General features: G+C 62.1%; 13 protein-coding genes, 3 tRNA genes and 2 pseudogenes. 10 read left to right on the plus strand and 8 right to left on the minus strand.

Translation table 11 applies throughout. The features are described from left to right. Positions 1 to 7: 7 nt before the first annotated feature. Together prfA and hemA are read right to left on the minus strand one after the other, a co-directional pair. Positions 8 to 1090 carry a peptide chain release factor 1 gene (gene prfA / locus GA645_RS23555; protein WP_152225979.1) on the minus strand — a complete coding sequence of 361 codons (1083 nt, stop codon included), beginning with the start codon at positions 1088 to 1090 and terminating at the stop codon, positions 8 to 10. After that, on the minus strand, positions 1087 to 2355 hold the full coding sequence (gene hemA / locus GA645_RS23560) for a glutamyl-tRNA reductase (protein WP_152225981.1): 1269 nt from the start codon (positions 2353 to 2355) through the stop codon (positions 1087 to 1089). Before hemA ends, prfA begins: the two co-directional genes overlap by 4 nt. Positions 2356 to 2499: 144 nt before the next feature. Between hemA and GA645_RS23565 the strand changes: the two are divergent. The 10 genes and pseudogenes from GA645_RS23565 to GA645_RS23610 all read left to right on the plus strand — a co-directional run bounded on the left by GA645_RS23565 (position 2500) and on the right by GA645_RS23610 (position 9823). Further along, positions 2500 to 4267 (plus strand): annotated as a pseudogene (locus GA645_RS23565) (tetratricopeptide repeat protein). Between the two features lie 3 nt (positions 4268 to 4270). After that, a complete protein-coding gene (gene lolB / locus GA645_RS23570; RefSeq protein ID WP_152225985.1) occupies positions 4271 to 4915 on the plus strand; it encodes a lipoprotein insertase outer membrane protein LolB in 645 nt (214 codons plus the stop codon). Position 4916: 1 nt separating this feature from the next. Next, complete coding sequence (gene ispE, locus GA645_RS23575) at positions 4917 to 5765, plus strand: 4-(cytidine 5'-diphospho)-2-C-methyl-D-erythritol kinase (protein ID WP_152225987.1); 849 nt, start codon at positions 4917 to 4919, stop codon at positions 5763 to 5765. 31 nt (positions 5766 to 5796) lie between these two features. Further along, a tRNA-Gln gene (locus GA645_RS23580) sits at positions 5797 to 5871 on the plus strand. A gap of 62 nt (positions 5872 to 5933) precedes the next feature. After that, a tRNA-Gln gene (locus GA645_RS23585) sits at positions 5934 to 6008 on the plus strand. A 52-nt stretch (positions 6009 to 6060) separates the two neighbouring features. Beyond that, positions 6061 to 7002, plus strand: a complete 942-nt coding sequence (locus tag GA645_RS23590) for a ribose-phosphate pyrophosphokinase (protein ID WP_015478849.1) — start codon at positions 6061 to 6063, stop codon at positions 7000 to 7002. Positions 7003 to 7115: 113 nt separating this feature from the next. Beyond that, the gene (locus tag GA645_RS23595) at positions 7116 to 7724 is read left to right on the plus strand and encodes a 50S ribosomal protein L25/general stress protein Ctc (protein WP_152225989.1); all 609 of its coding nucleotides are present in this window, start codon (positions 7116 to 7118) and stop codon (positions 7722 to 7724) included. 38 nt (positions 7725 to 7762) lie between these two features. Further along, positions 7763 to 8347, plus strand: coding sequence for an aminoacyl-tRNA hydrolase (gene pth / locus GA645_RS23600; protein ID WP_024767097.1), 585 nt, complete (start codon positions 7763 to 7765; stop codon positions 8345 to 8347). 40 nt (positions 8348 to 8387) lie between these two features. Further along, positions 8388 to 9488 carry a redox-regulated ATPase YchF gene (gene ychF / locus GA645_RS23605; RefSeq protein ID WP_152225991.1) on the plus strand — a complete coding sequence of 367 codons (1101 nt, stop codon included), beginning with the start codon at positions 8388 to 8390 and terminating at the stop codon, positions 9486 to 9488. A gap of 258 nt (positions 9489 to 9746) precedes the next feature. Beyond that, positions 9747 to 9823, plus strand: a tRNA-Met gene (locus GA645_RS23610). A gap of 90 nt (positions 9824 to 9913) precedes the next feature. On the opposite strand, the gene GA645_RS23615 is transcribed toward GA645_RS23610, so the two are convergent. From GA645_RS23615 to GA645_RS23640, 6 genes and pseudogenes are all read right to left on the minus strand, one after another. After that, positions 9914 to 10492, minus strand: a complete 579-nt coding sequence (locus tag GA645_RS23615) for a hypothetical protein (protein WP_152225993.1) — start codon at positions 10490 to 10492, stop codon at positions 9914 to 9916. 25 nt (positions 10493 to 10517) lie between these two features. Next, complete coding sequence (locus GA645_RS23620) at positions 10518 to 10778, minus strand: Txe/YoeB family addiction module toxin (RefSeq protein WP_152225995.1); 261 nt, start codon at positions 10776 to 10778, stop codon at positions 10518 to 10520. A gap of 110 nt (positions 10779 to 10888) precedes the next feature. Continuing rightward, positions 10889 to 11140: pseudogene (locus tag GA645_RS23625) on the minus strand (type II toxin-antitoxin system Phd/YefM family antitoxin); the annotation flags it as partial. Positions 11141 to 11263: 123 nt separating this feature from the next. Further along, positions 11264 to 12076: a hypothetical protein gene (locus GA645_RS23630; protein WP_152225999.1), complete on the minus strand. Its 813-nt coding sequence runs from the start codon at positions 12074 to 12076 to the stop codon at positions 11264 to 11266. 81 nt (positions 12077 to 12157) lie between these two features. Beyond that, positions 12158 to 13144 (minus strand): tyrosine-type recombinase/integrase, encoded by a 987-nt coding sequence (locus GA645_RS23635; protein ID WP_152226001.1) that lies wholly within the window; start codon positions 13142 to 13144, stop codon positions 12158 to 12160. Further along, positions 13141 to 14433, minus strand: a complete 1293-nt coding sequence (locus tag GA645_RS23640) for a hypothetical protein (RefSeq protein ID WP_152226003.1) — start codon at positions 14431 to 14433, stop codon at positions 13141 to 13143. The genes GA645_RS23635 and GA645_RS23640 overlap by 4 nt, the downstream gene beginning before the upstream one ends. Positions 14434 to 14451 lie beyond the last annotated feature (18 nt).

The raw sequence follows: 14451 nt of genomic DNA on the forward strand, positions 1-14451 counted from the left end.
CGCTATCTCAATCACCGAGCGCGGCCAGCTGGTCGGCCTGGAACTCTTGAAGCAGGGGCTCGATCACCTGCTCCACCGCGCCTTCCATCACTTCCCCCAGGGAATAGAGGGTGAGGTTGATACGGTGGTCAGTCACCCGGCCCTGCGGGAAATTGTAGGTGCGGATGCGTTCGGAGCGGTCGCCCGAACCGACCAGCAGCTTGCGCGTGCTAGCGATGGCCTGCTGGGCGGCGGCCTGCTGCTGGTCGTTGAGCTTGGCCGCGAGCCAGGCCATGGCCTTGGCGCGGTTCTTGTGCTGCGAGCGCTCTTCCTGGCACTCGACCACGATGCCCGACGGAATGTGCGTGATGCGCACCGCCGAGTCGGTCTTGTTCACGTGCTGGCCGCCGGCGCCGGAGGAACGGTAGGTGTCCACGCGCAGGTCGGCCGGGTTGATCTCGATGGCCGCCTGTTCGTCCGGCTCGGGCAGCACCGCCACGGTGCAGGCCGAGGTGTGGATGCGGCCCTGGGACTCGGTGGCCGGCACGCGCTGCACGCGGTGGGCGCCGGACTCGAACTTGAGCTTGGCGTAGACGTTATCGCCCTCGACGCGGGCGATCACTTCCTTATAGCCGCCGTGCTCGCCTTCGTTCTCGGACATGATCTCCACGCGCCAGCCCTGCCTCTCGGCGTAGCGCGAGTACATGCGGAACAGGTCGCCGGAGAAAATCGCGGCTTCGTCGCCGCCGGTGCCGGCACGGACTTCCAGGAAGACGTTGCGGCCGTCGTTGGGGTCCTTGGGCAGCAGCATGCGCTGCAGGCGATCCTCCAGGCCGACCAGCGCCGTCTTCGCTTCGGCGACTTCTTCCTCGGCCATCTCGCGCAGGTCCGGGTCGCTGTCCTTGAGCAACGCCTGGGCGCCCTCCAGGTCCGACTGCACCTTGCGGAACTCGCGGAAGGCGAGGATGACCGGCTCCACTTCCGCGTATTCACGGGAGTAGGCGCGGAACTTGGTCTGGTCGCTGATCACCTCGGCGTCGCCCAGGAGAGCGGTGAGCTCTTCGTAGCGGTCGCTGAGGATATCCAGCTTTTTCAGGAGGGACGCTTTCATCGCTTGTCAGTGCCCTCCTCGAGGGCGAACAGTTCCTGCGCGACGGCCAGCGCATCGATGCGGCCCTCGGCGGAGAGTTTCTTCATCTGCACGCTGGGCGCATGCAGCAACTTGTTGGTCAGGCCACGGGCGAGCTGCGCCATGACTTCCATCGGATCGGCGCCGTTGGCCAGCAGGCGCTGGGCCTTCTGGGTTTCCTCGTCGCGCAGGCGCTCGGCCTGCTGGCGATAGGCGCGCAGCACGTCGACGGCGGCCAGCTCGCGCAGGCGCGCCATGAAATCGACGACGCCGTCGCCGACCAGTTCCTCGGCGGCCTGGGCAGCACCCTGGCGGCTCTTGAGGTTCTCGGCGACCACTTCGTGGAGGTCGTCGACGCTATAGAGGTAGACGTCTTCCAGCTCGCCGACTTCCGGCTCGATATCGCGCGGCACGGCGATATCGACCATGAACATCGGCTTGTGCCGGCGCTGCTTCAGCGCCCGCTCCACTGCGCCCTTGCCGAGGATCGGCAGTTGGCTGGCGGTGGAACTGATGACGATGTCGCTGTTGACCAGCTCGTCGGGCATGTCAGCCAGCAGGATGGCGCGGGCGCCGAACTGCTCGGCCAGCAGGCTGGCGCGCTCCAGGGTGCGGTTGGCGACCACGATGCGCTTCACGCCCTGCTCGTGCAGGTGGCGGGCGACCAGGGTGATGGTCTCGCCGGCGCCGATCAGCAGCGCCTGGCTGCGGCTCAGGTCGCTGAAGATCTGCCGGGCCAGGCTCACCGCGGCGAAGGCCACGGACACCGGGTTCTCGCCGATGGCGGTATCGGTGCGCACGGTCTTGGCGGTGCTGAAGGTCGCCTGGAACAGGCGGCCAAGCATCGGGCCGATGGTGCCGGCCTCGCGGGCCACCGCATAGGCGGACTTCATCTGGCCGAGGATCTGCGGCTCGCCCAGCACCATGGAGTCCAGGCCGGCGGCGACGCGCATCATGTGGCGCACCGCATCGTCGTCCTGGTGCACGTAGGCGCAGGCGCGCAGGTCATCGATGTTCAGATGGTGGTAATCGGCGAGCCAGGCCAGCACGTCACCGGCGTCCGGGTGCTCGATCTCCAGGTAGAGTTCGCTGCGGTTGCAGGTCGAGAGGATCGCAGCCTCGCGGCTGGACGTCAGACGGCAGAGCAGTTGCAAGGCCTCGACCATCTGCTCGGGAGTGAACGCCACGCGCTCGCGGACGGCCACGGACGCGGTCTTGTGGTTGATGCCGAGGGCAATGAAGGCCATGCAGGGTCGCTGAGCTGATCGGAAAGCCCGCAATTGTCCTACTTAGCCTTGTGAAGGACAACCACCGCGACGTATCGCACACTGCAAAACGTATACAACGCCGGATGCCGTGCTTGCCCATGGGATTGCCACATTCCTTATGTCATGATGGGCGCTATTTCGCAGGTTAGGCCATCATCCTTCCTCTATGAACAAGTCTCTTGCGCTGCTGACTGCTCTGCTGCTGCTCGGCGGCTGCCAGTCCCTCTCCCATAAAACCCCGGATGGTTCTTCCACCGAGAAGGACAAGACCGTCGCTGCCCAGAAGAACCAGAAGTACGGTTCCTTCAGCGAAGAGACCCTGTATTCGCTGCTGGTGGCTGAGATCGCCGGCCAGCGCAACCGCTTCGACATCGCCCTCGCCAACTACGTCGAGCAGGCCCGCGCCACCCAGGACCCGGGTGTGGCCGAGCGCGCCTTCCGCATTGCCGAGTACCTGGGCGCCGACCAGGAAGCCCTGGACACCTCGCTGATCTGGGCCAAGGCCGCGCCGGACAACCTCGACGCCCAGCGCGCCGCCGCCATCCAGCTGGCGCGCACCGGCCAGTACGACGAGTCCATGGTGTACATGGAGAAAGTCCTCAACGGCCAGGGCGACACCCATTTCGACTTCCTCGCGTTGTCCGCCGCCGAGACCGACCCGGATACCCGCGCCGGCCTGCTGCAGAGCTTCGACCGCCTGCTGAAGAAGTACCCGGACAACGGCCAGCTGCTGTTCGGCAAGGCCCTGCTGCTGCAACAGGACGGCCGCCCGCAGGAAGCCCTGCACCTGCTGGAAGACAACTCGGCGAGCAAGCATGACGTCGCCCCGCTTCTGCTGCGCGCCCGTCTGCTGCAAAGCATGAAGCGCAGCGACGAAGCGCTGCCGCTGCTCAAGAACGGCATCAAGGAACACCCGGACGACAAGCGTGTGCACCTGGCCTACGCCCGCCTGCTGGTGGAGCAGAACCGCCTGGAAGAAGCCAAGGCCGAGTTCTCCGCGCTGGTCGAGCAGTTCCCCGACGACGATGACCTGCGCTTCTCCCTGGCGCTGGTCTGCCTGGAAGCCCAGGCCTGGAACGAAGCCAAGGTCTACCTGCAGGAACTGGTCGAGCGTGACAGCCATGTCGATGCCGCCCACTTCAACCTGGGCCGCCTGGCCGAGGAACAGAAGGACCCGGAAACCGCCCTCAAGGAATACGCCCAGGTCGGCCCCGGCAACGACTTCCTCCCGGCGCAACTGCGCCAGACCGAGATCCTGCTCGACCAGAATCGCGTCGACGAAGCCTCGCGCCGCCTCGCCGAATCCCGCGATCGCCAGCCGGACTACGCCATCCAGCTGTACCTGATCGAGGCCGAAGGCCTGTCCAACCGCGACCAGGTCGACCGCGCCTGGAACGTCATCCAGCAGGGCCTCAAGCAGTTCCCGGATGACCTCAACCTGCTCTACACCCGCTCCATGCTGGCCGAGAAGCGCAACGACCTGGCGCAGATGGAGCAGGACCTGCGCCTGATCATCCAGCGCGAGCCGGACAACGCCATGGCGCTCAACGCCCTGGGCTACACCCTGGCCGACCGCACCACCCGCTACAGCGAAGCCCGCGACCTGATCCAGAAGGCCCACCAGCTGAACCCGGACGACCCCGCGATCCTCGACAGCCTGGGCTGGGTCAACTACCGCATGGGCAACCTCAGCGAAGCGGAAGGCTACCTGCGCAAGGCGCTGGAGCGCTTCCCCGACCACGAAGTCGCCGCCCACCTGGGCGAAGTGCTCTGGGCCCAGGGCAAGCAGAGCGAAGCCCGCAAGGTGTGGGCCGCCGCCCTCCAAGCCCAGCCCGACAGCACCGTCCTGCGCGACACCATGAAGCGCCTGACCGGTTCCGGAACCCTCTGATCCATGCGTTTACGTCACCTTATCGGCGCCGCCGCCCTTGCCCTGCTCGCAGGCTGTGCGGGCTTCGGCCCCCATGAATCCCTCGAAGGCCAGGGCAACGCCACCGCCTGGAACGCCCACAAGACCCGCATCGCCGCCCTCGACGGCTGGCAGATCGACGGCAAGGTCGGCATCCGCGCACCCAAGGACTCCGGCAGCGGCACCCTGTTCTGGCTGCAACGCCAGGGCTACTACGACATCCGCCTGTCCGGCCCGCTGGGCCGTGGCGCGGCGCGCCTGACCGGCCGCGAAGGCGCGGTGACCCTCGAAGTCGCCGGCCAAGGCCGCTACGAAGCCGCCTCCCCCGAAGAACTGCTGGAACAGCAGATGGGCTGGCGCCTGCCGGTTTCCCACCTGCTCTGGTGGATTCGCGGCCTGCCCGCGCCGGACAGCAAGAGCCGCCTGACCCTCGACGGCGACAGCCACCTGGCCAAGCTCGAACAGGATGGCTGGGAAGTGGAATACACCCGCTACAGCGAACAGGACGGCTACTGGCTGCCCGAGCGCCTGAAGCTGCACGGCCAGGACCTGGACGTGACCCTGGTGGTGAAGACCTGGCAGCCGCGCCAACTGGGCGCCGGTCAACCGAACAAAGCGGGTCAGCCGTGACATGCAGGACCGCCTGACCCTGCCGGCCCCGGCCAAGCTCAACCTGTTCCTGCACATCAACGGCCGCCGTCCCGACGGCTACCACGAGCTGCAGACCCTCTTCCAGTTCCTCGACCACGGCGACGAGCTGCACTTCGCCCTGCGCGAGGACGGGCAGATCCGCCTGAATACCGAGATCGAAGGCGTTCCCCACGACAGCAACCTGATCGTCAAGGCCGCCCGCAGGCTGCAGGAACAATCGGGCTGCACACTGGGCGCCGACATCTGGCTGGACAAGCGCCTGCCCATGGGCGGCGGCATTGGTGGCGGCAGCTCCGACGCGGCCACCACCCTGCTCGGCCTCAAGCACCTGTGGAACCTCGACTGGGACGAAGACCGCCTCGCAGCCCTGGGCCTGAGCCTCGGCGCCGACGTACCGGTGTTCGTGCGCGGCCACGCGGCCTTCGCCGAAGGCGTTGGCGAGAAGCTCACGCCGGTAACCCTGGAGGAACCCTGGTTCCTCGTCGTCGTACCGCAAGTCTTTGTCAGCACAGCAGAAGTTTTCTCCGATCCCGAGTTGACACGGGATACTCCGCCCATTAAAGTTCGCAGCCTTCTCGGGGTGGACGGTCATAACGACTGCCAGCCGGTCGTCGAGAAGCGTTACCCAGATGTACGTAACGCACTGATCCAGCTAGGTAAATTTACCGAAGCGAGATTGACCGGCACCGGAGCTTGTGTGTTTGGGAGCTTCCCAAATCAAGGCGATGCTGATAAAGTTCGCCGCCAACTTCCGGCCACTCTGCCGAGTTTTGTCGCCCAGGGTCGTAACATCTCGATGTTGCACCGCAAGCTGCAAAACCTGGCCTGAGAAGAAAGCAATGTAATCGGTTGTACGATACAGGGGCGTCGCCAAGCGGTAAGGCAGCAGGTTTTGATCCTGCCATGCGTTGGTTCGAATCCAGCCGCCCCTGCCATTTACCCACAGGGTTACACGTACAGCGTCAACGAACACATTGCTCCGCAAGTTGTAAGCTACAGGGGCGTCGCCAAGCGGTAAGGCAGCAGGTTTTGATCCTGCCATGCGTTGGTTCGAATCCAGCCGCCCCTGCCATTTTCTTCTGGCTCAACCGGGCCTACCCTCAAGCCGACACAGGTACCGCAGCGTGTCCAAAATGATGGTTTTCACGGGGAACGCCAACCCCGATCTGGCACGCCGTGTCGTACGGCAGCTGCACATTCCCCTCGGTGACGTTTCTGTCGGTAAGTTCTCCGACGGCGAAATCAGCGTTGAGATCAACGAAAACGTTCGTGGTAAGGACGTCTTCCTGATTCAACCGACCTGCGCACCGACCAACGACAACCTGATGGAACTGGTAGTGATGGCTGACGCCTTCCGCCGCTCCTCGGCGACTCGTATCACGGCCGTCATCCCCTACTTCGGTTATGCCCGCCAGGACCGCCGTCCGCGTTCCGCCCGCGTGGCCATCAGCGCCAAAGTCGTTGCCGACATGCTGACCGTCGTAGGCGTCAACCGCGTTCTCACCGTTGACCTGCACGCCGACCAGATCCAGGGCTTCTTCGATATCCCTGTCGACAACATCTACGGCTCGCCCGTACTGGTCGACGACATCGAAGACCAGCGCTTCGAGAACCTGATGATCGTCTCCCCGGACATCGGTGGCGTAGTGCGCGCTCGCGCCGTCGCCAAGTCCCTGGGCGTCGACCTGGCCATCATCGACAAGCGTCGTCCGAAGGCCAACCAGTCCGAAGTCATGCACATCATCGGTGATGTCGAAGGCCGTACCTGCGTACTGGTCGACGACATGGTCGATACCGCCGGCACCCTCGGCCACGCCGCCAAGGCTCTGAAAGAGCACGGCGCCGCCAAGGTCATCGCCTACTGCACCCACCCGGTGCTGTCCGGCCGTGCCATCGAGAACATCGAAAATTCCGTACTGGACGAGCTGGTAGTGACCAACACCATCCCGCTGTCCGCTGCTGCTCAAGCCTGTGGCCGCATCCGCCAGCTGGACATCGCTCCGGTTGTCGCTGAAGCCATGCGCCGCATCAGCAATGAAGAATCGATCAGCGCCATGTTCCGCTAAGGCGGAGCAGCACTGACGTAAAGCGCCCCGTCACATCGATGGGGCTTTAAGCAAAATCGCCCGAACGCTGGTCGCAAGCGTCCGGGCGATCTTGTCATTTTGGAGATATTCAAATGGTTGATTTTGTACTCAATGCTCAAGAGCGTTCCGACCTGGGGAAAGGTGCGAGCCGCCGCCTGCGTCGTAACGACGGCCTGATCCCGGCTGTGGTTTACGGTGGCGAGAAAGCCCCGCAATCCCTGACCCTGGAACTGCGTGAAGTTACCAAGCTGCTGGAAAACGAGGCTGCCTTCAGCCACGTGATCACCCTGAACGTCGGTGCCGCCAAGGAAACCGTACTGATCAAGGCCCTGCAGCGTCACCCGTCCAAGGGCTTCGTCATGCACGCTGACTTCCAGCGCGTCGTTGCCGGCCACAAGCTGACCGCTCACGTTCCGCTGCACTTCATCAACGAAGCCACCGCTGTTGGCGTCAAAGTTGGTGGCGGCGAGATCTCCCACGTGATCGCCGAAGTCGAAGTTTCCTGCCTGCCGACCAACCTGCCGGAATTCATCGAAGTCGACCTCGCTCAGGTAGCCCTGGGCCAGATCGTTCACCTGTCCGACCTGAAACTGCCGAAAGGCGTAGAGCTGGTGCAACTGGCCCACGGTAACGACCTGGCCGTCGCCAACATCCACGCTTCCCGCGTAGTGAAAGAAGAAGGCGAAGGCGCTGCCGAGTAATCGCGCGCACCATTGCCTTTAAGGAAGGGGCCCCCGTCGTGACTGCCGTACAACTGATCGTTGGCCTGGGAAATCCAGGCCCTGAATACGACCAGACCCGGCATAACGCGGGGGCCCTTTTCGTTGAGCGACTGGCGGACGCGCAACGCGCGAACCTGTCCCTCGACAAGAAGTACTTCGGCCTGGTCGGCAAGTTCAGCCACAAGGGCCGCGACGTTCGTCTGCTCATCCCCACCACCTACATGAACCGCAGCGGCCAGGCCGTGGCGGCGCTCGCCGGATTCTTCCGCATTCCGGTCGAAGCCATCCTGGTGGCCCACGACGAACTCGACATGCCCCCCGGCGTCGCCAAGCTCAAGAAGGGCGGCGGACACGGCGGGCACAACGGGCTGCGCGACATCATCGCCCAGCTTGGCAACCAGAACGGTTTCCATCGCCTGCGGCTTGGCATCGGCCATCCGGGGCACAGCAGCCTGGTCTCCGGTTTCGTTCTTGGCCGCGCCCCACGCGCCGAACAGGAACTGCTCGACACCAGCATCGACTTCGCCCTTGGCGTGCTGCCGGAAATGCTCGACGGGGACTGGACCCGCGCGATGCAGAAGCTGCACAGCCAGAAGGCCTGATTACACCTCTATTTCCGCCACCTGGCGCGAGGGACCTAACATGGGATTCAACTGCGGCATCGTCGGCCTGCCCAACGTCGGCAAGTCCACCCTGTTCAACGCCCTGACCAAATCCGGCATCGCGGCGGAAAACTTCCCCTTCTGCACCATCGAGCCGAACAGCGGCATCGTGCCGATGCCCGACGCCCGCCTCGATGCGCTGGCCGCGATCGTCAACCCCGAGCGCGTGCTGCCGACCACCATGGAATTCGTCGACATCGCCGGCCTGGTAGCCGGTGCGTCCAAAGGTGAAGGCCTGGGCAACAAGTTCCTCGCCAACATCCGCGAGACCGACGCCATCGCCCACGTCGTGCGCTGCTTCGAAGACGAGAACGTCATCCACGTCTCCAACAGCGTCGACCCCAAGCGCGACATCGAGATCATCGACCTCGAACTGATCTTCGCCGACCTCGACAGCTGCGAGAAACAACTGCAGAAGGTCGCGCGCAACGCCAAGGGCGGCGACAAGGACGCCCTGGCGCAGAAAGCCCTGCTGGAAAAGCTCATCCCCCACTTCAGCGAAGGCAAGCCCGCACGCTCGCTGATGAAGAACATGAGCGATGACGAGAAGCGCGCCGTACGTGGCTTCCACCTGCTCACCAGCAAGCCGGTCATGTACATCGCCAACGTCGCCGAAGACGGCTTCGAGAACAACCCGCACCTGGACATCGTCCGCGCCATCGCCGAAGAAGAAGGCGCCATGGTGGTGCCGGTGTGCAACAAGATCGAAGCCGAGATCGCCGAACTGGACGACGGCGAAGAGAAGGACATGTTCCTCGAAGCCCTCGGCCTCGAAGAGCCCGGCCTGAACCGCGTGATCCGCGCCGGCTACGAACTGCTGCACCTGCAGACCTACTTCACCGCCGGCGTGAAGGAAGTCCGCGCCTGGACCGTCCGCGTCGGCGCCACCGCCCCGCAGGCCGCCGCCGTGATCCACACCGACTTCGAAAAAGGCTTCATCCGCGCCGAAGTCGTCGCCTACGACGACTTCATCCAGTTCAAGGGCGAACAGGGCGCGAAAGAAGCCGGCAAATGGCGCCTGGAAGGCAAGGAGTACATCGTCAAGGATGGCGACGTGATGCACTTCCGCTTCAACGTCTAAGCGCCCGCCTGACCCGAAAAGCCCCGGCCACCCGCCGGGGCTTTTTTATGCTCGCCGCTCTTGTAGGAGCGAGCTTGCTCGCGAACACGCCCCGCCCCCATATCCCCCGCCACACCCAGCACCCCACCCTCCCCGCCCGGCAACCGCCCGGCAACCGCCCAAATCAGGCCTTTCCGCCTAAACGATTGATAGATCAGAAAAATATTCAAGAAAAGGGGTTGACACCCCCCCTCGATCTGCGGAAAATGCGCGCCACTCGGCTACATAGCTCAGTCGGTTAGAGCGCAGCATTCATAATGCTGATGTCCCAGGTTCAAGTCCCGGTGTAGCCACCATACAAAACAAAGGGTTAGCGAAAGCTAGCCCTTTGTGCTTTCTAGGGTAGTGACTACGAAGTGACTACACCCTGCCTACCTCCCTTCTCTTCAAATCGGCCAGCGGTTTCTCCAGGCGATAAAGCTGGCACACACCTCTTCGATCTTGGCTAATTCAGCTTCAAGTTCAGGAAGGCTGTATCGAATCTCCCCGTCGGCCGGTGCATTCGCAGGGTAGGAAGCGACGCTCGCAATCTGCTTAGCGTGCGTGAGTATTCCCCAACGACCGTGAATAAAACGGTTCCGCAAGAGTCGCACCGCGTCCATTTGCAGCTTCCAATCTGCAAACTCGGCAAGACATGATGGATCCAGCTCCGCGCGAGAAGAAATCAAGCTTTGAACTCCGTCGATCCGAGCCCCGAGAGTCTGCTTGAACAAGCGGTCAACTTGGGCTCTGTTCTCGGGCGTAACCAGCAGTTCCAAAAGAAGCGCCAGGTTCAGCTCAAAGCGTGAAAACGCGAGGACTACCTTGCCGATTATCAGCGCCGCCGCATCCTCAAACATCTCCTTGCAGGGGGGAAGGTCCATCCCGCCGGCAGATGCGAATCGAGAGTGGATCTGGCTACCTAGGCCGACCTGCTTCGTCTTCCGAGAGCCCTGGGCTGAGGTCTTGCTGCCTTCATCTGACATAACTGCCCCGGTCGTTCAACGCCTTTCAGTAGTGGTAGCGGCACGAAAGGATCTCCAACGAGTCCCCGGCCTGCCGATACACCAAGCGGTTGGTGTCATCGATACGCCTGGACCACCACCCCGACAAGTTCTCTTTTAGGGGCTCAGGCTTGCCGATGCCTTCGAACGGACTCCGGCAGCAATCCTTGATCAACAGGTTGATTCTCTTCAGCGTCTTCTTGTCCTGGCCCTGCCAATACTCATAGTCGGCCCATGCATCCAGGGACCAAACCAGACGGTTTGCCATCAGCGAGCGACCTTATCCGGGTTCGCAGCGGCCTTGGCCTTCTTTGGCGCGGGCTTAGCGGGAACAGGAGTAGTTGAGCGACTCACGGCCTTGCGGCGGGGCTGTACTTCATCCTCCACCAGCTCCCGCACGACTGTTTTCCCGGACTCCATTTGAGCTAGAGACCGCGCTAGGTGAGCAGCGTTAGCCGGGGATTTCAGCAAGTGAACGGTTTCCATCAGGCTGTTGAAGCTGTCGAGCGAAAGCAGCACAGCGTCTGGCGCATCGCGGCGAGAAATGACGGTGTAGTCCGAGTCATCGACGACATCATCAATGACCTTCTTCAGGTTGTTGCGGGCATCAGAGAAATTCACGACGCGCATAGGGCACCTCATGTTCAATTTACTGTACAAGTGTAGCGATCCTGTCCGCACGTAGCAATTCGCAGACGTTCGCACCCGCACCGTTTGACTTCGACCCAGACTCACACTGCAGAACGCCTCTGCCTAACCGCCTTTGCACTCCCGCACAGTGAAAGTGAAATCGTCACCGGCCTTGGTCACCACCAGGACATCACCGCCGTCCACAAATGCCACCTTCTGTCCCTTCTCCAATTGGCATGGTGCCCGCTCGAAGGTCTCGAATGTATACAAGAACCATTTACCTTTCTCTTGAATGAAGTCTGAATAAGTCTTGCTGTAATCCTGCGACCACTGGAAGGCGATTGTGCTGACAACGAGGAAGCTTGCGACCTGAACGAATGCCGTCGCCGCCTTATATTTGGGCTGTTCTCCACCCTTGTACCAGGGGAATAGGAGCAATCGAGCATCGTCGTCTGGAAGCAAATAGAACATCACGTACAACGCAAGGAAGGCCGCTCCGAACAACAGTGTGAGATAGAACCCTATGGCTACTAACGGAACAGCGATGAGCACCGCAGTAAAAGTGATCGTGTGGGTGAATTGGCCAGGATTGATCCCCACGAACTGGTTTACTGTCTGGGCGGCAAAAGCAAAGGCTACAGTCGTCGCAACCGTCACTCCTGCGAGCAATAAGAGCTTTCCCACGATGGTTCCAAAGACAGCACGGTAGATGGCCACGAGATCAGCAACCATGGCGGCCACCCAAAAGCCCGCTGCGAAAAACTGAAAAGCTCCCGAACCATCTACGGTGAAAGGCCTCAGCAGTAGCGAAATGGTTAGGCAAATGGCGCCATTCAGATAGGAGCGCTGATTTGCGTTGAGCGCCTTGTACCAACTCCACAGTCGGCTGCAAGCTCGCTTGAGCTGCCCTATTTTCCCAACACTCGAAACATCCATGCCTATCCGCCCCATTTCCCTTTGAACGCGATGTGACATTCATAGGGCATGAGTACACGTCGGCACAAGCTGTCTTAGAACTCATAGGACAACCCCACATTGAGACAAGGGAGATAAGCGCATTGCCGACTCCAAATGCTCCGGCGACAGGTGCGCATACCGCATCGTCATCGTGATCGACGAGTGCCCCAGGATCCGCTGCAGCGTGAGAATGTCCCCTCCTCCCATCATGTAATGGCTGGCGAAGGTATGGCGGAGGATGTGGGTCAGTTGCCCCGGCGTCTGGAATCCACAGCGTTCATAGGCACAACGGAAAGCAGCCCTGCAGGACATGAACAAGCGGCCGGTTCCAGGCATCCCCACCTTGAACATCAGTTGCTCCAGCTCGGCCGGGATCGGCACTGATCGGCTCTGACGGTTCTTGGTCCGGTGGTAGTGGACCTTTCCCCCATGCACGGCACCACGGGCGACGCTCTCGGCCTCTTCCCAGCGGGCACCTGTAGCGAGACACAGGAGAGCGACCGGGTACGTATGGTTATTCGTGCTGGCCTTGCACTCCTCGAGGAGCTGGGCGACCTGATCCAGGGTGAGGAAGGTCAGTTCGACCTGATCGGTCTTGATCTGCCGGACGTTGGCCAGCGGGTTCGCCTTGTGCCATGAGCCGAGGCGGATCAGCTCGGAGAAGATGGCCGACAGGTAGCGTTGTTCGTGGTTGACCGTTTCCGGCTTCACCTCGGTCAGACGGCGTTGCCGGTAGCGCGCCCACGCGAGCGAATCGAACTCAAAGGCGTGCGGATCTCCGAGGCGTTGGGCCAGTGCTTGGCAGCGAGCCAGGCGCTGTTTGCCGTCCTTCAGCGTGCAACCATGGAGGTCGTACCAGACCTTCACAAGATCGGAGAGGCGATCATCCAACGGGCGGCCCGTCTCGCCCAGGACGGCGAAGAAGTCCTGTTCATAGCGAATGGCAGCGGACTTGGTGGCGAAGCCTTTCTTGCGGATCCTGCGACCGGAGCGACCGTTTTCGTAGAAGTCAGCCGTCCACGTCTTTCCGTCCTTGCGTGCGGTCATATCGCGTAGCCCCGCCTGATGTAGCGATCGTTGATCAGTCCGATGACGTGTTTTTCGAGGTCGCGGGTGCTGTAGCCCTTGGCGGTGTAGTGGTCTTCGATCACGTGCCAGAAGGGAAGCGTTCTCCCGACCTCAAGCGCTTTTTTTGGTGGGACGCGCTCCCGTGCGATCAGGCTGGCGAACTGGCCCAGGAACATCTCGCAGTTCTTGCCGGAGAAGCCCTGAGCGGTCTTGTAATAGCGGCGGTACTCGGTACGTTCGATGAGTGGATCTGCTTCCACCTGGACCTTGGTGTCGAGGCTGATCAGGGACCAAAAGGCATCGAATACGCCCTCCCGGGAAAGCAGGCGGTAGTTCTCACAGGCGTAGTTCCAGAGCCCCTGGAGGTGTGGGCAAAGCCCTGCGTAGGTGCGGCAGCCGATCACCTCACCGGAGGACATTGTGGAGCCTTCGGAGAACTGCTGGACGATGGAGTGGTGGTAGCGGAATTCGATACGCCAGACGGCTTCCAGCGGGTTGTAGGCGGGTTCGCCATCGCCGAAGGGATCACCGTTGAGAGAGGCCCACACGGATTCCCAGTAGTCGAGTTTGTCGGTCGCCCTCGCCTGCAGCGTCTTGTTGTACAGGCACATCTGCAGACCATTGGCCGAGCCGAACATGAAGGTCTCCCCTCGCCCGTACACGGAGGCGTTGCCGTCGTACTCAATGCGCTCGATGCCGCTGATCTGGCGTACACGCCGGGACCGGCAGTGCATGCGGTCCACGAAGTCTGCAGGCGGGCTCCAACCCTGCACGTCGAGCGCGATATGCACGGCGCATTGGTTGGCTTCGCAGGCAACGAGTACACCAGCGGCCAGATCGTCCATCACGCCCTGCAGGATCTTCGGATCGGCGCCATCCAGGGTGTGGGGTGAAACCTCGATTTTCAGGTGCGGACCGATCACGTCGATTTTCACGTTGTGGTTCTTGATCAGCAGGATCAGGCCCATATCGGCGTTCTGCAGACGGTACTGGTAGCCAGAGTCCCGACCGATACGGCCCTTGGCCCACTGGTAGCCGGCGAAGTGAACGATGTCTTCCGGCTCATCGAACAGCGCCATCACTTCCGGGCGGATCATGCCGTTGTACAACTGCCGCACGGTGTCCACGCCACAACGCAGCAGGCGAACACCTGACAGATCCGCGAATCGGCCACTGGCCGGGTCCATAAAAATCCGTCCTTCGGACGACTCATAAAAGTCCCCGTTATTCTTGAGAATCAGGCGTAGAGGGTGAATCGGCTTTTTCATGTTTCTTACCCTTCAATG

This window comes from Pseudomonas sp. SCB32 (genome assembly GCF_009189165.1).
In the GTDB taxonomy this organism is placed as follows: Bacteria; Pseudomonadota; Gammaproteobacteria; order Pseudomonadales; family Pseudomonadaceae; genus Pseudomonas.